The 16,959-nt window shown below is 59.8% G+C and carries 18 protein-coding genes; 8 read left to right on the top strand and 10 right to left on the bottom strand.

Annotated features, from left to right (window positions below; genetic code table 11):
- Positions 1 to 98: 98 nt before the first annotated feature.
- The 3 genes from C6Y56_RS21635 to C6Y56_RS21625 form a co-directional block, all read right to left on the bottom strand.
- Positions 99 to 1,157, bottom strand: a complete 1,059-nt coding sequence (locus tag C6Y56_RS21635) for a hypothetical protein (protein ID WP_169431569.1) — start codon at positions 1,155 to 1,157, stop codon at positions 99 to 101.
- 223 nt (positions 1,158 to 1,380) lie between these two features.
- The gene (locus C6Y56_RS21630) at positions 1,381 to 1,986 is read right to left on the bottom strand and encodes a pyridoxamine 5'-phosphate oxidase family protein (protein ID WP_169431568.1); all 606 of its coding nucleotides are present in this window, start codon (positions 1,984 to 1,986) and stop codon (positions 1,381 to 1,383) included.
- Between the two features lie 17 nt (positions 1,987 to 2,003).
- Positions 2,004 to 2,489 carry a GNAT family N-acetyltransferase gene (locus C6Y56_RS21625; protein WP_169431567.1) on the bottom strand — a complete coding sequence of 162 codons (486 nt, stop codon included), beginning with the start codon at positions 2,487 to 2,489 and terminating at the stop codon, positions 2,004 to 2,006.
- Positions 2,490 to 2,630: 141 nt separating this feature from the next.
- Between C6Y56_RS21625 and C6Y56_RS21620 the strand changes: the two genes are divergently transcribed.
- Genes C6Y56_RS21620 through C6Y56_RS21610 form a run of 3 tightly spaced genes read left to right on the top strand, consistent with a single transcriptional unit; the run spans position 2,631 to position 4,678 of the window.
- Positions 2,631 to 3,056: a YybH family protein gene (locus C6Y56_RS21620; RefSeq protein WP_169431566.1), complete on the top strand. Its 426-nt coding sequence runs from the start codon at positions 2,631 to 2,633 to the stop codon at positions 3,054 to 3,056.
- A gap of 40 nt (positions 3,057 to 3,096) precedes the next feature.
- Positions 3,097 to 3,441: a YciI family protein gene (locus C6Y56_RS21615; protein WP_007951101.1), complete on the top strand. Its 345-nt coding sequence runs from the start codon at positions 3,097 to 3,099 to the stop codon at positions 3,439 to 3,441.
- Positions 3,434 to 4,678 (top strand): RNA polymerase sigma factor, encoded by a 1,245-nt coding sequence (locus tag C6Y56_RS21610; protein WP_169431565.1) that lies wholly within the window; start codon positions 3,434 to 3,436, stop codon positions 4,676 to 4,678. Before C6Y56_RS21615 ends, C6Y56_RS21610 begins: the two co-directional genes overlap by 8 nt.
- Before the next feature lie 188 nt (positions 4,679 to 4,866).
- On the opposite strand, the gene C6Y56_RS21605 is transcribed toward C6Y56_RS21610, so the two are convergent.
- Positions 4,867 to 5,592, bottom strand: coding sequence for an SDR family oxidoreductase (locus tag C6Y56_RS21605; protein ID WP_169431564.1), 726 nt, complete (start codon positions 5,590 to 5,592; stop codon positions 4,867 to 4,869).
- Positions 5,593 to 5,703: 111 nt separating this feature from the next.
- On the opposite strand from C6Y56_RS21605, the gene C6Y56_RS21600 reads away from it, so the two are divergent.
- Positions 5,704 to 6,540, top strand: coding sequence for a LysR family transcriptional regulator (locus C6Y56_RS21600; RefSeq protein WP_169431563.1), 837 nt, complete (start codon positions 5,704 to 5,706; stop codon positions 6,538 to 6,540).
- 1 nt (position 6,541) lies between these two features.
- Here the strand turns inward: C6Y56_RS21600 and C6Y56_RS21595 are convergent, their stop codons facing one another.
- Positions 6,542 to 7,396 carry a LysR family transcriptional regulator gene (locus tag C6Y56_RS21595; protein WP_169431562.1) on the bottom strand — a complete coding sequence of 285 codons (855 nt, stop codon included), beginning with the start codon at positions 7,394 to 7,396 and terminating at the stop codon, positions 6,542 to 6,544.
- A gap of 88 nt (positions 7,397 to 7,484) precedes the next feature.
- Between C6Y56_RS21595 and C6Y56_RS21590 the strand changes: the two genes are divergently transcribed.
- Positions 7,485 to 7,922, top strand: coding sequence for a multidrug/biocide efflux PACE transporter (locus tag C6Y56_RS21590; protein WP_169431561.1), 438 nt, complete (start codon positions 7,485 to 7,487; stop codon positions 7,920 to 7,922).
- A gap of 59 nt (positions 7,923 to 7,981) precedes the next feature.
- On the opposite strand, the gene C6Y56_RS21585 is transcribed toward C6Y56_RS21590, so the two are convergent.
- Entirely contained in the window at positions 7,982 to 8,737 is a 756-nt protein-coding gene (locus C6Y56_RS21585; RefSeq protein ID WP_169431560.1) for an SDR family NAD(P)-dependent oxidoreductase, read from the bottom strand.
- Between the two features lie 120 nt (positions 8,738 to 8,857).
- On the opposite strand from C6Y56_RS21585, the gene C6Y56_RS21580 reads away from it, so the two are divergent.
- Positions 8,858 to 9,754: a LysR family transcriptional regulator gene (locus C6Y56_RS21580; protein WP_169431559.1), complete on the top strand. Its 897-nt coding sequence runs from the start codon at positions 8,858 to 8,860 to the stop codon at positions 9,752 to 9,754.
- Positions 9,755 to 9,890: 136 nt separating this feature from the next.
- On the opposite strand, the gene C6Y56_RS21575 is transcribed toward C6Y56_RS21580, so the two are convergent.
- Entirely contained in the window at positions 9,891 to 11,504 is a 1,614-nt protein-coding gene (locus C6Y56_RS21575) for an inorganic phosphate transporter (protein WP_169431558.1), read from the bottom strand.
- A 108-nt stretch (positions 11,505 to 11,612) separates the two neighbouring features.
- Positions 11,613 to 12,635 carry a transporter gene (locus tag C6Y56_RS21570; protein WP_074688253.1) on the bottom strand — a complete coding sequence of 341 codons (1,023 nt, stop codon included), beginning with the start codon at positions 12,633 to 12,635 and terminating at the stop codon, positions 11,613 to 11,615.
- A gap of 277 nt (positions 12,636 to 12,912) precedes the next feature.
- Here C6Y56_RS21570 and C6Y56_RS21565 point away from each other — a divergent pair, with 277 nt between their 5' ends.
- Both C6Y56_RS21565 and C6Y56_RS21560 read left to right on the top strand, forming a co-directional pair.
- Positions 12,913 to 14,535 carry a methyl-accepting chemotaxis protein gene (locus C6Y56_RS21565; protein ID WP_169431557.1) on the top strand — a complete coding sequence of 541 codons (1,623 nt, stop codon included), beginning with the start codon at positions 12,913 to 12,915 and terminating at the stop codon, positions 14,533 to 14,535.
- Positions 14,536 to 14,647: 112 nt separating this feature from the next.
- A complete protein-coding gene (locus C6Y56_RS21560) occupies positions 14,648 to 15,091 on the top strand; it encodes a hypothetical protein (protein ID WP_169431556.1) in 444 nt (147 codons plus the stop codon).
- A 265-nt stretch (positions 15,092 to 15,356) separates the two neighbouring features.
- Here the strand turns inward: C6Y56_RS21560 and C6Y56_RS21555 are convergent, their stop codons facing one another.
- Together C6Y56_RS21555 and C6Y56_RS21550 are read right to left on the bottom strand one after the other, a co-directional pair.
- Positions 15,357 to 15,662 (bottom strand): PepSY domain-containing protein, encoded by a 306-nt coding sequence (locus tag C6Y56_RS21555; RefSeq protein ID WP_085745150.1) that lies wholly within the window; start codon positions 15,660 to 15,662, stop codon positions 15,357 to 15,359.
- A 137-nt stretch (positions 15,663 to 15,799) separates the two neighbouring features.
- Positions 15,800 to 16,927 (bottom strand): glycerophosphodiester phosphodiesterase, encoded by a 1,128-nt coding sequence (locus C6Y56_RS21550; protein ID WP_169431555.1) that lies wholly within the window; start codon positions 16,925 to 16,927, stop codon positions 15,800 to 15,802.
- Between the last annotated feature and the right edge of the window lie 32 nt (positions 16,928 to 16,959).

The following is a 16,959-nucleotide window of genomic DNA, read 5'->3' as shown; positions in this document are numbered from 1 at the left end:
ATCTAGAGAATATGAGCGGAATTGCTATTTTGTAAATTTCCATAAGCGGGCCGCCAGCGAGTAGCACCAATTAACAAGTGTGGTGTTGTAAAGGCGCTTTATTCCCACTCTTTCAGTAAACTCAAAAGCGGCGGAGTGTCTTTTGCGGCAAAGTATTTTTTTCTGAAATAGTATTCGCACATTGAAACTTTGTGTGTGGTCTGCTTGCGCTCATTGAATTCATTGTCGAGGGCAGCGAGAGACTGTTCTGCAGTTGGATATATTTTTGAGTTGTTTAGAGTTTTTTCAATTTCTAAAAATAGCAGATCCATATATTTGAGGGTTTCTTGAATGTACGATCTGCATTCGTCTCTTGTGCTGGAACCTTGTCTGGCTAGTGCGAAGAATTTATTCTTGATCTCATCAAATCCTTCAATGCGGTACATGTTTGAGTATACCCACTTATAATGTTTGTTTGTTGTACCCGTAAGGTAGGTGAAACTCATTGCGGTTTTAAACATCATGTCTCGAGCTATCTCACAACCCATCCATAGATTTTCTGATTGCCAGCAACCTTGAATATCCTGAAAGGCATAGAAAACTGGAAGCTTTTCGCGATGAGCTAAGTAAATATGTTTCTCTAGGGGAATTCTTGATTTAAGTTGAGAGAATTTTTCATGATTGCTCAGGGCGTGACCAATTATTAGCCTATGGATTACATTGTTTTCTGTGTTTGTCAAAACGGGAGCGTAGAGGAAACGTTGGTCAGAGGTGATTTCTTCAAATGTTTTTTCGATTTTTAAAAAAATATTATCTATTTCTGAATACGTTACATAGTCGGCATCAATGTGAATACTGGTGTCGCCGTAGAAGTTGGTTGTATTATGGACGTCTTCATCTTTGGTAATATGTCGATAGTTACTGTCGGTGACAAACGCGTGCCCGATGTGTTTCATATTTTGTGCTTTGGGGCGTTTTTCGCAAATGATAATGCAGTCGATATCAGAGTGAATCGTTCCGATTCCCTCAATTAAAGAGCCTGATACAATCAGTGTGCTTGTGTGTTCTAGATAAGCTTTTTCGAGTAAATAGCTTTTTGGTAGTGATAAATGCCCATCTAAAATTGTTATGGTGTTTTCCGTAATAGAGGATTTTGATGTTGTTATTAATGTTTCCATTTTTGGATATCCCGTTTATTTAAATTTTCTGTAAGCCTCGCTCATGAAGAAACCCTAGTTTTTACTTAGGTCTTTCGTCAATATTTGGATCCAAAATCAGAAACGCCCTACAAGTTGTTGAAGGGCGAGAGTATTTTTAGTGAAGGAAAATTCTCTTTTAGATAATTAAACTCCTATAGATAGCTTCCGCAGAATCAGTAGGAGCTTTGGCTGAGATTTTTTCTTAATAGAGACTATCGCGCACTCTGATCGGGGCCTCGCGATCATAAGCCTCGGCATCAAACTGCCCATCATTCAGACGCTTGTGAAACGCGCCCGCCGTCGGCAGCGCCGAGCGCGGCAGATGGGTTTGCGGATTCCACGCATCCGAACGCACGAACGCTTTCGAGCAATGAAAGAACGCCGCCTCCACCGTCACCAGCAACACCGTGCGCGCCGGTTTGCCGTTGACCGCGAAGCTTTCCAGTAACTCGGGATCAGCGCTGATGGTCGCGGTGCCATTGACCCGCAACGTCTCGCCAATCCCCGGAATGATGAACAACAGCGACACTCGCGGATCGTGCAGCACGTTGCGCAGGGTATCGATGCGGTTGTTCCCCGGGCGATCCGGCAGGGCCAGGGTGCGCTCGTCGATGATCCGCACAAAACCCGGCGCATCGCCGCGCGGGGAGCCGTCGATGCCGTCGGCGCCAACCGAGCTGACAATCACCAGCGGCGAGACCCGCACCATCGCCTGATAGTCCTCGTTGAGAAAACCGATCTGCTTGCGTACCGCCCGTTCGTGGGGCAATCCGTAAATGGCTTCCAGCGCTTGGATTGAATCGATCATCGTTGATCTCTCGACGATTAGAAGAACAGCCCCATGCGCCGCTCGTAGCCGATGCGGCCCTTGTACGCTTCACCGCTGTCGACGAAACCGTACTTGGCGTACAGCGCAATCGCGGCGTCGTTGTCGGCGTCCACCGACAGTTCCAGTCCTTTGATTTCCGGCCAGGCCTGGCGCGCAACGTCCGGCAACGCCAGCAGGCAAGCCTTGCCATAACCCTTGCCCTGTGCGCGGTGATCGACTTGCAGTGCATGCAGGGTGGCGCTGTGTTCATTGGCCCATTCCGGCAACACCGGCGGGCGCTTGAGCAGCAGGAACGCCACCGGCACTTCTTCGGCTAGCAGCGCAAAACCCTTCACGCCGGGGCCGGGTTTCGACAGCAGGGTGTGCAATGCACCGTGGATGTCGCCGGAGAATTTGATCTGCTCGGCGTGGATTTCAATCGCTTCGACCTGCTGACGCTGCAAGGCGTTAAGGCTCTCGTACGGCACGAGTTTGGCTGACAAGGGAATTTCCTTTTTCCTACAAAGATGAGCCTCGGATTCTAGCGACTTTGCGTTCTCTGGATTTTTTTTGTTTCAGCTGTCGATCCGGCAAATCGCCGAACGACAAAGGGTGTCTTCACAACAAAAAATACGGAGAACACCATGAGCGCACAAAGCGATATCCAGACCCTGATCAACACCTACCGCGAAGCCGTCATGACCAAGGACGTCGAGAAAGTCATGGCGCTGTACGCCGACGACATCCTCTCGTTCGATGCGATCAAGGCCCTGCAATTCAAGGGCAAAGAGGCCTATCGCGCACACTGGGTGGATTGCATGGAAATGTGCCCCGGCCCGCACATCTTCGAGTTCCACGAAATCGCGATCGAAACAGGCGACAACATCGCCTTCGCCCACTGGGTCGCCAATTGCGGCGGGACCAATGACAAGGGCGAAACCCAGAGTTGCTGGATGCGCGCCACCGCCTGCTATCGGCTGGTCGGCGGGGCATGGAAAATTGCCCACGAACACTGGTCGGCACCGTTCGATCCGATGACCGGCTCGACGCTGTTTGATGCGAAACCCTGATCTTCAGCCATAGTTGATCCGTCCGATTCAGGAGAACGCCATGAAGTATTTATGCCTGGTCTACAGCGATGAGCGCCTGCTGCATTCCTCGCCCGACAGCCCGGAAGACGCCGAATGCTGGGCCTACGCCGAGTCGATCCAGGGCAGCGGCCGGATGGTTGCCGCCGAAGCACTGGAGTCGGTGCAGACCGCCACCACGGTGCGCATGCGCAACGGCAAGTTGTCGATCACCGACGGCCCGTTCGCCGAGACCAAGGAGCAACTGGCCGGTTTCTACCTGATCGACGCACGGGACCTCAACGAAGCGATTCAGGTCGCCGGCAACATTCCGGCGGCCCGGGTCGGCAGTGTCGAAGTGCGTCCCGTGCGGCAGTTGAATGTCTGAGGTCGCGGCACGGGTCGCGCAGGTCTACCGCGAAGACTCGCGGCGGATCCTCGCGACCCTGATCCGTCTGCTCGGCGATTTCGACCTCGCCGAAGAAGCCTTGCACGAGGCGTTCTTCGTCGCGGTCGAACGCTGGCAGCGCGATGGTGTGCCGGATAACCCGCGTGCGTGGCTGGTGTCCACCGGGCGCTTCAAGGCCATTGACGTGTTGCGCCGGCGCGCACGGTTCAAGGCCTCGCAGCCGTTGTTGCTGGCGCAACTGGAAGAGCTGGAACAGTCCGAATGGGACGTTGAAGACGTGGAAGACGATCGCCTGCGCCTGATCTTCACCTGCTGCCACCCGGCGCTGGCGGCCGACGCGCAAGTGCCGCTGACCCTGCGTGAAGTCTGCGACCTCACCACTGAAGAAATCGCCCGCGCATTTCTCTCGGCCCCGGCAGCGATTGCCCAGCGCATCGTGCGGGCCAAGGCGAAGATTCGCGATGCGAAAATCCCTTATCAAGTCCCGAGTTTGAGCGAATTGCCCGAACGCCTCGACAGTGTGCTGCGGGTGATTTATCTGGTGTTCAACGAGGGCTATTCGGCGTCCGGCGGCGCCCAGGTGACCCGCGAGGATTTGACCCGCGAGGCGATTCGCCTCGGGCGGTTGCTGCTGGAGTTGTTGCCGGACCCGGAAGTCATGGGGTTGCTGGCGCTGATGTTGCTGCATGAATCGCGGCGGTCGGCGCGCTCATCGCCCGATGGTGAGTTGATTTTGCTGGATGATCAGGATCGCGGATTGTGGAATGCCGAGCTGATTGCCGAAGGCTGCGATCTGGTGGAAAAAGCGCTGACCACCGGACGCTTCGGACCGTATTGCCTGCAAGCGGCGATAGCGGCGGTGCACGCCGAAGCGCCGACGGCGGGGGAGACGGACTGGGCGCAGATCGTCGGGCTGTATGACGTGTTGCTGCGGGCGGTGCCGTCGCCGGTGATCGAGTTGAACCGGGCGGTGGCGGTGGCCAAGCGGGACGGGGCGCTGGCCGGGTTGACCTTGATCGAGGGAATTCTGGACCGTGGGGAGTTGCAGGATTACCACCTGGCGCATTCGGCGCGGGCGGAGTTTTGTCGGCAGTTGGGGCGGGTTGAAGAGGCGCGGGCGGCTTACCGGCGTGCCTTGGAATTGACCCGGCAAGAGCCGGAGCGGCGGTTTATTGAAGGGCGGCTCATGGCTTTGGACCGCTTGCCCTCACCCTAGCCCTCTCCCGGAGGGAGAGGGGACCGATCCGGGTATATTGCAGAAAACCACCGAGCTGAACGAATTTCCGTGAATCCATAATCGGCTCGGTCTTGCAGATCGGCGTATTACGTAAGACACCCCGGTCAGTCCCCTCTCCCTCCGGGAGAGGGTTAGGGTGAGGGCGCTTTTGATTTTGCCTTTCGCCTTTAGGCCTGTTGCCGAGTCGCAGCCATCACAATCTCCCGAATACAAACCCCCTGCGGCTGCCCATACGCATAGGCAATCGCCGTAGCCACATCTTCGGCGCTCAACACCGTCCCACCCATGTCCTGCTTCCAAGCCTGATACCCGGTCTTGATCGCCTCGTCCGTGGTGTGGCTCAACAATTCGGTCTCCACCGCACCCGGCGCAATCGTGGTCACCCGCACGTTATGCGGCGACAACTCTTCACGCAGGTTTTCCGACAATCCATGCACCGCAAACTTGGTGCCGACATACGCCACATGGTTCGGGAACGTCTTGCGCCCGGCCACCGAGCTGACGTTGATGATGGTGCCCTGCTTGCGCTCGATCATCCCGGCGACCACCGCGTGCACGCCGTTGAGCAAACCCTTCACGTTGACGTCGAGCATCTGGTCCCACTGCGCCGGGTCCTGTTTGCTCATCTCGCCCAACAGCATCACCCCGGCGTTGTTGATCAGCGCATCGGCCGGGCCGAACTGCGCTTCCGCTTCGGCCACGGCGGCCAGCAATGCGGCGCGGTCGGTGATGTCGACGCGGCGGCTGAGTGTGTTCGGCAGGGCCAGTGCTTCGAGGCGTTCGATGCGCCGGGCCAGCAACAGCAGCGGATGGCCGGCAGCGCTCAAGCGGCGGGCGGTGGCTTCGCCGATGCCCGAGCTGGCGCCGGTGATGATGATCAATGGCTTGCTCATGGTTGAACTCCTGAGATAAGAAAAACAAATAACCAGATTCGGGACGCAGTATATTTAGCCCGTTGGAGGCTGAAAAATGCCTTATTCCTCTGTCTGCTATCGGAATCTCCTATGGATATCCGCCATCTCAAAGCCTTCCTCGCTGTGTTCGAGGAACGCAATATCACCGCTGCCGCGCAACGGCTGTTCATCAGCCAGCCCACGTTGTCGGTGACCATCAAACAGCTGGAAGAAGAACTCGGCGCGACGCTGTTCGTGCGTCAGCCCCGTGGTGTGGAAGTCAGCGACGAAGCGCGACTGCTGTACCCCCAGGCGCGGCGGATGGTGGCCGAGTCCGAGGCGCTGAGCCGGATGTTTCGCGGCCGCGAAAACCGCACGCCACTGACCCTCGGCATCGAGGGCGATATCGCCGCCAGCCATATCGAAGCCTTTGTGCGCATGGCCCATCAGGCGTTGCCCAATCTGCTGCTGACTCTGGAAGAGGGCTGTCACGGCGATGGTCGATTGGCGGTCGAGGAAATGTGCTGCGAAGACGAACTGTTCCTGCCGCTGTGGGAAGAATCCTATGTGATGGCGCTGCCTCTCGATCACCCGATGGCCAACGCGCAGGCCGGCTGGGCGCCGATCGAGGACTGGATCACCTGCCCGCAGCATCCTTCCCATCAGCGATTGATGGCTCTGTACGGGCGTTCGCCGGAAGCGGTGGCGGGACATGCCGGTTCACTGCAACAGGCGCTGCACATGGTGGCGGCGGGTGTCGGCGTGGCGATGTTGCCGCAGTCCTTGGTCAACGGGCATGCGCACATCGTGGTGCGAGCGCTGCACCTGCCGGCGCCGACCCGGCGGGTGGGATTGTGTTATGCGGCGCAGGCGTTGGAGCTGCCGACAATGCGCGGGTTGCACGAGTACTTTCAGGTCAACCGCCCGGCAGCCATCGAAGCCGCCTGAGCTATTCCAGCATCTTGCTGAGCAACCAGCTCCCCGCCGGCCCCGGCGGGTACAGCCGCGACCACAGCGCATCGACGAACACCGGTTTCGGCCAGCCGCGCACCTTCAGTTCAACCAGCAGATCATTGCCGAAACGCTCCACCAGCCAGCGCGGCAGCGGCGCCCAGCCGAAACCTTTTTCGGCCATTTCCAGCAGCATCAGATAACTCGGCGCCGACCACACCCGACCTTTGCCGCGACTGTCATAAGGATTGACGATGGTGGCCAGGCGCAGCTCGCGATGTTGCTCCAGGACTGTTTGATCGACGGATTCCAGCGCCGCCAACGGATGATTACGGCCAACGAACAAGGCAATTTCAGTACGTTCGGCGACGGTCGCGGTCGCCAGATCCGGCGGGTAATTGTCCTGCATCTCGGCGAATGCCAGGTGCGCTCGACCGCGCTGCACCAGTTCGATCAGGTCTTCACATTCGGCGATCAGGCATTCCAGCTCCAGATCCGGATAGCGCTGCTCGAAACCCACCAGTGCCGCTTCGAAACGGTCGGACTGATAAGTGTCGGAGATCGCCACCGTGAGTTTCGGCTCGACGCCCTGGGCCAATTGCCGGGCGGTCATTTCCAGGCGGCTGGTGGCCGACAGAATCGCTTCGGCCCGCTGCAGCATCACGTGGCCGGCCGGGGTCAGCGTCGGCTTGCGGCTGCTGCGGTCGAACAGGACCAGGTCCAGATCGATTTCCAGGCTGGCCACCGCTGCACTGACGGTGGACTGACTGCGCCCGAGTTTGCGCGCCGCCGCTGAAAAAGAGCCTTGAGTCGCCGCCTGGACGAACGCCAGCAACACTTCCTGAGAAGCCATGAACTATCGCCTCGATCGATGGTTATTGGTTATGAAGTATCGGTGGGGTGCTGGATCATGGCAACCATCTTCACAGAGGACTTCGGCCATGACTGCCAACAAATCCATCACTGAACGTATCTTCCAGGCCATCGGTTTCGAACTGCTGGCGATCCTGATCTGTACCCCTTTGCTGGCGTGGATCATGGGCAAGCCGCTGGTCGAAATGGGCGCCGTCACTATCGCCATTGCACTGCTCGCCCTGGGCTGGAACGTGGTGTTCAACGGTTTCTTCGACCGCCTGCTCAAACGCTGGAACATCGCCCACAACGCCTGGGTGCGGGTGGTGCACGCGCTGCTGTTCGAGGGCGGGTTGATCGTGATGGGCGTGCCGCTGATTGCCTGGTGGTTGTCGGTCAGCCTGTGGCAGGCGTTCCTCCTCGACATCGGTGTGTTGCTGTTCTTCCTGCCGTACACCTACGTCTATCACTGGGGTTATGACGTGGTGCGCGAGCGACTGGTAATGCGCAGCGTCTGCCAGCACTGAAACAAAAAAATCGCAGCCTGTGAGGGCTGCGATTTTTTTGTCCGGGATTTTTGCCGGGTTTAGAGAAACATCCCGCCCGACGCTTCAATCCGCTGACCGTTGATCCATTGCGCCCCCGGCGCCAGCAGCAGTGCCAGCGCACCACCAATGTCATCCGGCTGCCCCGCACGGCCCAGCGCGGTGTTGCTGGCGACCATCGCGTTCAGCGCCGAATTGTCGCGCACCGCGCCGCCGCCGAAGTCGGTTTCGATGGCGCCCGGTGCCAGGATGTTCACGGCGATCTGCCGCGCACCGAGCTCCTTGGCCTGATAACGGGTCAGCACTTCCATCGCGCCTTTCATCGCCGCGTAAGCGGCGTAACCCGGCAGGGTGAAGCGGGCCAGACCGCTGGAGATGTTGATGATCCGCCCGCCATCGTTGATCAGCGGCAGCAGTTGCTGAGTCAGGAAGAACGGCCCTTTCAACTGCACATTCATCAGCAGGTCGAACTGCTCCGGCGTGGTCTCGGCGAAGGATGCATGCACACCAATCCCGGCGTTATTGATCAGGAAGTCGAAGCGTGGTTGTCCAAGCTGTTGCAGCGCTTGCCCGACCCGCACGGCGAAATCGGCAAAGCCTTCGCTGCGGCCGACATCCAGTTGCAGCATCACGGCGTTGGCGCCGAGTGCTTTCAGTTCCTCGACCAGCGCCTGGGCTTCATCGGCGCGGCTGTTATAGGTGCCGATAATGTCCACGCCTTGCGCGGCGAGGTGCAGGGCGGCGTTCTTGCCGAGGCCACGGCTGGCACCGGTGATCAATGCGATTTTGCGGTTCATGGGGTTTCCTCGAGAGCAGTGACGGTTGATGCAGCAAAGTTTATTTATCCGCCATGAGGTGATAAACAGGCCTGAACCGGAATCACTGGTCGGATTGTCCGAACAATCAATGGGTGGCCCATGAACAAACTGGAACTACTGCGCACCTTCGTCCGGGTCAGCGAATTGTCGAGTTTCACGATGGCGGGGGAGAGTCTCGGGCTGCCGCGCTCGACGGTGTCCGAGCAGGTGCAGGCGCTGGAAACCCTGCTCGGCACGCGTCTGCTGCAACGCACCACGCGCAAGGTCCAGGCGACTCAGGACGGCCTGGCGCTGTACGAGCGGAGCAAGGATCTGCTGTCGCACATGGACGAAATCGAGAACCTGTTCCGACAGGACGAAGCGTCGCTGACCGGGCGGATCCGGGTCGACATGCCGAACATTCTGTCGCGGCGACTGATCATGCCGAAGCTGCCGGAATTCATGGCGCGCCATCCGAATCTGGAGCTGGAAATCAGCAGCACCGATCGCCGGGTCGACCTGCTCGCCGAAGGCTTCGATTGCGTGGTGCGCATCGGCGCGCAGCCCGATCAGTCGGTGGTGGCGCGGCACCTGGGGGACTTCAGCATGATCAACTGCGCCAGCCCCGCGTATCTCGAGCGCTACGGCGTGCCGCAAACGCTTGAGGATCTGGCGCAGCATCGGTTGGTGCACTACGTCGGTGTTCTGGGTTCGCGTTCGGAAGGGTTTGTCTACGAGCAGGACGGGCAGGTCCACCGTGTACCGATGGCCGGGAGTGTGACGGTCAACAGCACCGATGCGTACGAGTCGGCGTGCCTGGGCGGGTTCGGTCTGATCCAGGTGCCGCGTACCGGCATGAACACCTATCTGGACAGCGGCGAGATTGTCACCGTGCTGCCGCAGTACACCGCGCCGGCGATGGGCATTTCACTGCTGTACGCGAGGCAGCGGCATCTGCCGTTACGGGTGCGGGTGTTCATGGACTGGCTGGGGGATTTGATTCGTTCGACGCTCTAACAGTCCTGCACAGATCAAAAGTGGGAGCGGGCTTGCTCGCGAAAGGGGAGTGTCAGTCGACATCATCGTGACTGGCAGACCGCATTCGTCGGATCGCCGCCCGGACCAAGCCCGCTCCCACAAGGACCTGAAGTGTTCAGAAGATCTGGGTAAACAGCCAATACAGACTGCCCGACAGCAGAATCGCCGCCGGCAAGGTCAGCACCCACGCCATCAGCAGATTGCGGATGGTCTTCATCTGCAGGCCGCCGCCGTTGGCGACCATGGTCCCGGCCACGCCCGAGGACAACACATGGGTGGTCGACACCGGCAGGCCGAACATGTCGGCGGCGCCGATGGTCAGCATCGCCACGGTTTCCGCCGAGGCGCCCTGGGCGTAGGTCAGGTGGGTCTTGCCGATCTTCTCGCCGACCGTGACCACGATCCGCTTCCAGCCGACCATGGTGCCCAGACCCAACGCAATCGCCACGGCGATCTTCACCCACAGCGGAATGAACCGCGTGGCATTGTCGATCTGTTGCTTGAACAGTTGCAGCTTGCCGCTGGTGTCGGCGTCGAAGCTGCCGACCTTGTTCTTGTCCATCAGGCGAATGGTTTCGCTGGCCAGGTACATGTCGTTGCGCACGTTGCCCATGGCCTGCGCCGGGACTTTCGACAGCGAACCGTAGCCTTTCACTTCCTCACCGATGTGCCCGATCAGCGCGGCGAGGGCGGGGATCAATTGTGGTGCGGCTTCCTTGCTGCGCACGTAATCCGAGAGCACCGGACGCGGATCGGCCGGGGCCGGCTGCGGGGCGCTTTTCACCAGCGCCTGCTGGGTGACTTCGGCCACCGCAGCGAACTGCAACGTTTGATCGGCAGGCATGGTGCGGTTCAGCGCGTAGGCCATCGGCAGGGTGCCGACCAGAATCAGCATGATCAGGCCCATGCCTTTCTGGCCGTCGTTGGATCCGTGGGCGAACGACACGCCGGTGCAGGTCAAAATCAGCAGACCGCGAATCCACCATGGCGGTGGCGTGTTGCCTTTCGGGGCCTTGTACAGCGAACGATTCTTCACGAAGGCGCGCAGGGCCAGCAGCAACAGCGCCGCGCAACCGAACCCCACCAGCGGCGACAGCAGCAGTGCGTAACCGATCTTGGTCGCCTGGGCCCAGTCCACGCCGCTGGTGCCGTCACGACCGTGCATCAAGGCATTGGCCACGCCAACGCCGATGATCGAACCGATCAGCGTGTGCGACGACGAGGCCGGCAGGCCCAGCCACCAGGTGCCGAGGTTCCACAGGATCGCGGCGATCAGCAGGGCGAAGATCATCGCGAAACCGGCGGATGAGCCGACTTGCAGAATCAGCTCCACCGGCAGTAACGCAATGATGCCGAACGCTACCGCGCCACTGGACAGCAACACGCCGAGGAAGTTGAAAAAGCCCGACCAGACCACGGCCACATTCGGCGGCAGCGAGTGTGTGTAGATCACCGTGGCCACGGCGTTTGCGGTGTCGTGGAAACCGTTGACGAACTCGAAGCCCAGCGCAATCAACAGCGCCACGCCGAGCAGCAGGAACGGGGTCCAGGTGGTGACCACCGTGCCGAGTTCGTGCATGTCGTGCATCAGGCTGTAGGCGGTGAACAGCATCCCCATGGCCAGCACGGCGAAGAACACCACGTAAGTGAAGGGGCCGGTTTTTGTGTCGAGCGCCGGCCTGCCGCTGGCAGCGGAGGCCGGGCTGACGGTCAGGGAGGGAGTAGCCATGGGCGGACAATCCTGAGCGAGGGAAGGAGTGTCGCCCATGATCGTTGCTAAATATTACAGAGAGGCTGCGGCAGATCAGTGTTTGGCGGATTAGCCGCGCCGCCGGTCTTAATAATCCCGCCGCTTGCGAAACGCCCAGCGCCCGGCAATCACGGTGAACGTAGCCACCAGCGCCACCAGAATCCAGAACCCTTCCGGATCGGTGGCCAGCGGCACGCCGCCGACGTTCATGCCGAAGAAACCGGCAATGATGTTGATCGGCAGCGCCAGCACCGTGACCACGGTCAGGGTGAACAGCGTGCGGTTGCTCTGTTCGTTGAGGTTGGCGGCGATCTCTTCCTGCAACAGCTTGATCCGCTCGCCGAGGGCCGTGAGGTCGTTAATGATCAGCGCGAACTCCTCGGTGGACTTGCGCAACTCCTTCACGTCTTCCTTCTGCAACCACGGTGGCGGGCGGTTGAGCAGGCGCAGCAGCGAGCCCGGCTCCAGCGCCAGCAGCCGTTGCAGGCGCACCAGCACCCGTCGGTTGGCGCCGAGTTCGGCGCGGTTGGTCGACAACCGCGAGGAGAGCAATTCGTCCTCGACCTGATCGACGCTCATGCTGGTCTTGCGCACGATCTGGGTCAGCACTTCACCCTGGTCGCGCAGCAGGTGCACGAGCAATTCCGACGGCGAACGAAAACACTCGCCGGCCTTCACCGATGAACGCAGCTTGTCCACCGAGTGCAACGGTTGCAGGCGCGCACTGACGATCAGTTTGCTGCGCACACAGACCCACAGCGTCGACACGTCCGACGACACCATGCTGCTGAGGTTGAACACCACGTCGTTGACCACCGCCAGCAGTGCTGAATCGACATGCTCGATGCGGGTCGAGCGCGAGCCTTCGTGCAGCGCTTCGAAAAACTCCTCGGGCAATTGCAGATGACTTTTCATCCAGCGCTCGCACGCGGCGTGGGCCAGGTTCAGGTGCAGCCAGAGGAATTCGTCGCTGTCGCTGTCGTCCTGCAGACAGCGCAGGGCGGTCGCCGAATCCACTTCGCGCCCGCGCTCGCCGGGACGAAAACGGAAGCCGTAAAGCAGGCCAAACAGATCAGGATCGCGATGGCTGATATCCAGGCTGTGGTTCATGAAGTCTCGCTGCAAGGAAGGCGTCTGTTGCGGGATTTGCAGATTCACCTGAGCCGCATCATCGCAACCGTGCATGACGTTTCTGTGACTGCGAAATGACGTAAAAAATCAATGCCTTACCGGCGGTCGGAATTTTCTCAAGAAGCGCTCTGGCACGCCGATCACGCATGCGTTAGGTTGCGCGCCTTCGGCCATGAGCCAAGGTCCGCCGACACGGATGTCCGGCAACAATTCACGTCTTACCGGACGTGCCTCATCCCTGTCCCGAGTACCTGCGATGCTGCAAAAATCCCTGAGAGCGCAAATTCTCGTCCTGCTGAGCGGCAGCCTGCTGGCGATGCTGTTGATCGCGCTGGCCTGCTTTCATTTCCTGTCCAACGGCGTGCAAAACTACAGCCAGTTGATCGCCGGTCCCTTGCACACCTCGCAACTGATCGACGAAGCCAACCTGCAATTCAAGGTGCAGGTGCAGGAATGGAAAAACGTCTTGCTGCGCGGCAAACAACCGGCGGACCTGGCCAAGTACTGGGGCCAGTTCGAAGATCGTCAGCGCGACGTGCAGAACATCCTCGGTGAACTGGCCAATCAGAAAGGCCTCGAGCCTGCGCTGAAAACCCGCATCGAGCGTCTGCGTGAAGAACACCGTGTGCTCGGTGCCGCGTACCAGAAAGGTCGCGATGCCTACGTCGCCGCCGGTGCCGATCCGACGGCGGGCGATGCTGCTGTCAAAGGCGTCGACCGAGCTGCCAGCGAGCAGATGAGCGAGCTGGTGGCCGACTTGCGCAAGCAGGGCATAGAGCAATCGGCGCAGATCAGCGCCAGTGCCGATCGCACCGTATGGCTGGGGCTGCTGGTGATGCTCGCGTCAGGCTTGCTGATCGGTTTGTTGAGCCTGTGGCTGGTCAACCGCAATCTGGTTGAACCGATCCGCAAGCTCATCGACTACGTCACCCAACTGAGCAAAGGGCGTCTGGTCGAGCGTGTGGCAAGCGACCGTCAGGACGAGTTGGGCAATCTCGCCGCTGCGGCCAACACCCTGCGCGATTTCCTCGCCGAAACCTTCAACCATCTGCAGCGCAGCGCCAAGGATCTGGACAGCGCCAGCGGCGAGTTGAACGCCATCGCCACCGTGATGGCCGGCGGCACCAATGAGCAGTTCAACCGCACCGATCAGGTGGCCACGGCGATGAACGAAATGTCCGCCACTGCCCAGGAAGTCGCCCGTCATGCGGCCGACGCGGCGCGCGCCGCCGACGATGCCGACCAGTCCGCGCAACAGGGCGAGAAGGTCATGCAGAGCACCATCCACAGCATCACCCAGATGCGCGGCGAAATCGCCAACACCGCCACGGTGATCCGTCGTCTGGAAGCCGACAGCGGCCGCATCGGCAAGGTGCTGGAAGTGATTCGCGGCATCGCCGAACAGACCAATCTGCTGGCGCTCAACGCCGCCATCGAAGCGGCCCGGGCCGGTGAAGCGGGGCGTGGTTTTGCGGTGGTGGCCGATGAGGTGCGCAACCTGGCGCAGCGCACGGCGGAGTCGATCATCGAGATCAACCAGATCATCCACAGCGTGCAGACCGGCGCGGTGGACGCGGCCCAGGCCATCGACAGCGGCCAGACCCGCAGCGATGAAAGCGTCGAGCAAGTGACCCAGGCCGGGGCCATGCTCGAGCGCATCACCCACGCGGTGGAAGCGATCCGCGACATGAACCGCCAGATCGCCACCGCCGCCGAAGAGCAGACCTCGGTGGCCGAAGACATCTCGCGCAACCTGACCGAGATCACGTCGATTGCCAGCACCAACCTCGACAACGTGCAGCGCACTGAAAGCGCCAGCCAGAACCTGCACGGCCTGTCCGGGCAACTCAACAACGTCACCGCTCGCCTGAGCGTCTGACCGGCCAGTGACTGTGTACCGGTTCGGTTACCGAGTCGGTACACAGTCGATCTCAATTCGTGCAGACCGCCGCCGATGCCCGGTCATCCATAACCGGCATTGGAGATTTCCCATGGTCAGCCTCACGTCAGTTTCGATCAATCAGACCGTCACCACGCCCACCAGCAAAACCTCGATTGCCGACACCGGTGACGACACCTCGACCACCGCGGCGGCCAGCACCGGCGTGAAAGCCGACACCAGCAAAGTGGCGGCGGGCGGTGGCGCGGCGCCGACGGGGGACAGCGGTTCCAGCAGCGAAGAATCGGACACCGTGAAAGAACTGCGCAAGCAGATTGCCGAGCTGCAGAAGCAATTGCAGGAAGAACAACAGGCGCTGCAAGCGGCTCAGGCGAAGCAGGAAAGCCAGGATGCCAAGGCGGCGGATGTTGCGGCGGCGCAGTCGCAGATCGCGACGACGTCGGCTTCGTTGCAGACGGCGACGGCGGCGTTGTTGGCGGCGTTGCAGGGTTCGGATTCGAGTACGTCGGGTTCGCTGGTCAGTACCTCCGCGTGAAGCCTTTTCCCCTCACCCTAGCCCTCTCCCCGAGGGAGAGGGGACTGACGGAGTTGAATGTTCGAGTTACGCCGACCTGAAAATCTTGTGTCGAACTCAGGTTTAGAAACCCATGGAGATCGGCTCCCTTTCCCCCTCGCCCCCTTGGGGGAGAGGGCTGGGGTGAGGGGGTAGGGGCTGACTGACGAAACATGGTTTCAGCCAGACACCAGACACAAAAAAGCCGCACAACCCAAAAGTCGTGCGGCTTTGTTTTATCAGTCAATCAAGTGTCTTGCTTGTCGCTCAGCACTTTGCCGGTGGTCGCATCGAAGTCCACATCGAACTCCTTGCCATCAGCAGTACGCAATTCAACTTCATACTCATAACCATTGAAGTGGTTATCCAGATCCGTGTCAGTAATGGTCGCGCCCGGATGCAGTTTCAGCGCTTGTTCGTTCATCGACTCCAGCGATTTGATCTTGCCGGACTTGACCAGCTCAGGGATCTGATCGACGCGAACGTCAGCCTGGGCCAGGCCGGCGGTGAGGGTCAGGGCGGCAGCGGTAAACAGGGCAGTCAAAGTTTTCATCGGTTATTCCTTTGGGTGATTCGTTCAAGTGAGTTCAGGTTAATCACCGCAACTTAATTCACCCTTAAAACGCAGCGAGCAGGCCGTACTCCCGGTGGGAGTGGGCCTGCTCGCGATACTGACGCCCGATTTACGGATCAGAAACCGTTGTTCTTCAACACCTGATCCACACTGGCGGCGGCCGGGCGTTTGTAGAACTTCAGCAGTTCGCTGGCGCGGTTGGTGAAGATGCCGTCGACGCCGGCGGCCATGACTTTCTCGAAGTCCACCGGCTCATCCACGGTGTAGACGTGCACCAGCAGACCCTGATCGTGGGTGTACTGGTTCATCCATGGCTGCACCAGATCCGAATAGCTCTGATCGCCGCCGTGGGTCAGCTTGGCCGAAGGGCCGGTGCCGATGGCGCCCTGAGCCTTGGCGTAGTCGATCCATTGCTTGAATTCAGCTTCGGATTTCGGCTCTTGCTTGCCGTAGAAAACGTTCTTGTCCTTCTCGCCGGATTCGGCAAAGGTCACTTTGGATTTCGGTTCGATGCTGCCTTCGCCGACCCACAGCAACAGGATTTTCGGCACCTGCGGCATTTCTTTCTGCAGCAGTTCCAGGCTGTTTTTCTCGAAGGTTTGCAGGATCACCTTGCCGTTGCTATCGCCGACGCTGGCGACGTTTTTGGCCGGTTTGGCGCCCGCCGGGATCAACCAGCCGCGAGCCTGGAGTTTTTCCTTCAGGTCATGCTCGATACCGGGGAACAGTTGCGGTTCCTTGGTCTCGATGTACAGGCCCGGTTTGTGCTTCGGGTTGGCCTGGGCGATGTCGATGATTTCGTCCAGGGTCAGAATCTTAAGGCCGGCGTAGGACGGACGCGCGCGATCCGGGTACTGGGCGTTGTACCAGCTGCCGGCGTCGAGGGTTTTCAGTTCGGCCATGGTGAAGGCGTTGGCCGGGCTGTCCTTGCGATCCGGGAACTTGGTGGCGACGTCGGTGGTGCGTTGCAGGTTGTTGTCATGCAGGGCGAACAGCACGCCGTCCTTGCTGCGCTGCAGGTCCATTTCCAGGTAGTCGGCGCCCAGGTCGCGGGCCAGTTTGTAGGAGGCGGCGGTGGATTCCGGGGCATCGAAGGACGCGCCACGGTGGGCGATCACCGCCGGGTGCGGTATGCCCTCGGAGGCGGCAAGCGCAACCGGGCCTGGCTGGGCAGCGGCGTGGGCCTGACCGAGGCCGAGCATCAGGCTCAGCAGCAGAGCGCTTTTGGTAAACGTGGCGGGCATGTCGAGGTCCTTTCGCAGGTATTTTCGAAGAT

The organism is Pseudomonas fluorescens (genome assembly GCF_012974785.1).
GTDB lineage: Bacteria > Pseudomonadota > Gammaproteobacteria > Pseudomonadales > Pseudomonadaceae > Aquipseudomonas > Aquipseudomonas fluorescens_BT.
This window is presented reverse-complemented; position numbering and strand designations above follow the sequence as displayed.

Coding starts and splice junctions, on each gene's coding strand:
- C6Y56_RS21635 (WP_169431569.1), bottom strand. CDS start 1,157: ATGGAAACATTAATAACAACATCAAAATCCTCTATTACGGAAAACACC.
- C6Y56_RS21630 (WP_169431568.1), bottom strand. CDS start 1,986: ATGATCGATTCAATCCAAGCGCTGGAAGCCATTTACGGATTGCCCCAC.
- C6Y56_RS21620 (WP_169431566.1), top strand. CDS start 2,631: ATGAGCGCACAAAGCGATATCCAGACCCTGATCAACACCTACCGCGAA.
- C6Y56_RS21615 (WP_007951101.1), top strand. CDS start 3,097: ATGAAGTATTTATGCCTGGTCTACAGCGATGAGCGCCTGCTGCATTCC.
- C6Y56_RS21610 (WP_169431565.1), top strand. CDS start 3,434: ATGTCTGAGGTCGCGGCACGGGTCGCGCAGGTCTACCGCGAAGACTCG.
- C6Y56_RS21605 (WP_169431564.1), bottom strand. CDS start 5,592: ATGAGCAAGCCATTGATCATCATCACCGGCGCCAGCTCGGGCATCGGC.
- C6Y56_RS21600 (WP_169431563.1), top strand. CDS start 5,704: ATGGATATCCGCCATCTCAAAGCCTTCCTCGCTGTGTTCGAGGAACGC.
- C6Y56_RS21595 (WP_169431562.1), bottom strand. CDS start 7,396: ATGGCTTCTCAGGAAGTGTTGCTGGCGTTCGTCCAGGCGGCGACTCAA.
- C6Y56_RS21590 (WP_169431561.1), top strand. CDS start 7,485: ATGACTGCCAACAAATCCATCACTGAACGTATCTTCCAGGCCATCGGT.
- C6Y56_RS21585 (WP_169431560.1), bottom strand. CDS start 8,737: ATGAACCGCAAAATCGCATTGATCACCGGTGCCAGCCGTGGCCTCGGC.
- C6Y56_RS21580 (WP_169431559.1), top strand. CDS start 8,858: ATGAACAAACTGGAACTACTGCGCACCTTCGTCCGGGTCAGCGAATTG.
- C6Y56_RS21575 (WP_169431558.1), bottom strand. CDS start 11,504: ATGGCTACTCCCTCCCTGACCGTCAGCCCGGCCTCCGCTGCCAGCGGC.
- C6Y56_RS21570 (WP_074688253.1), bottom strand. CDS start 12,635: ATGAACCACAGCCTGGATATCAGCCATCGCGATCCTGATCTGTTTGGC.
- C6Y56_RS21565 (WP_169431557.1), top strand. CDS start 12,913: ATGCTGCAAAAATCCCTGAGAGCGCAAATTCTCGTCCTGCTGAGCGGC.
- C6Y56_RS21560 (WP_169431556.1), top strand. CDS start 14,648: ATGGTCAGCCTCACGTCAGTTTCGATCAATCAGACCGTCACCACGCCC.
- C6Y56_RS21555 (WP_085745150.1), bottom strand. CDS start 15,662: ATGAAAACTTTGACTGCCCTGTTTACCGCTGCCGCCCTGACCCTCACC.
- C6Y56_RS21550 (WP_169431555.1), bottom strand. CDS start 16,927: ATGCCCGCCACGTTTACCAAAAGCGCTCTGCTGCTGAGCCTGATGCTC.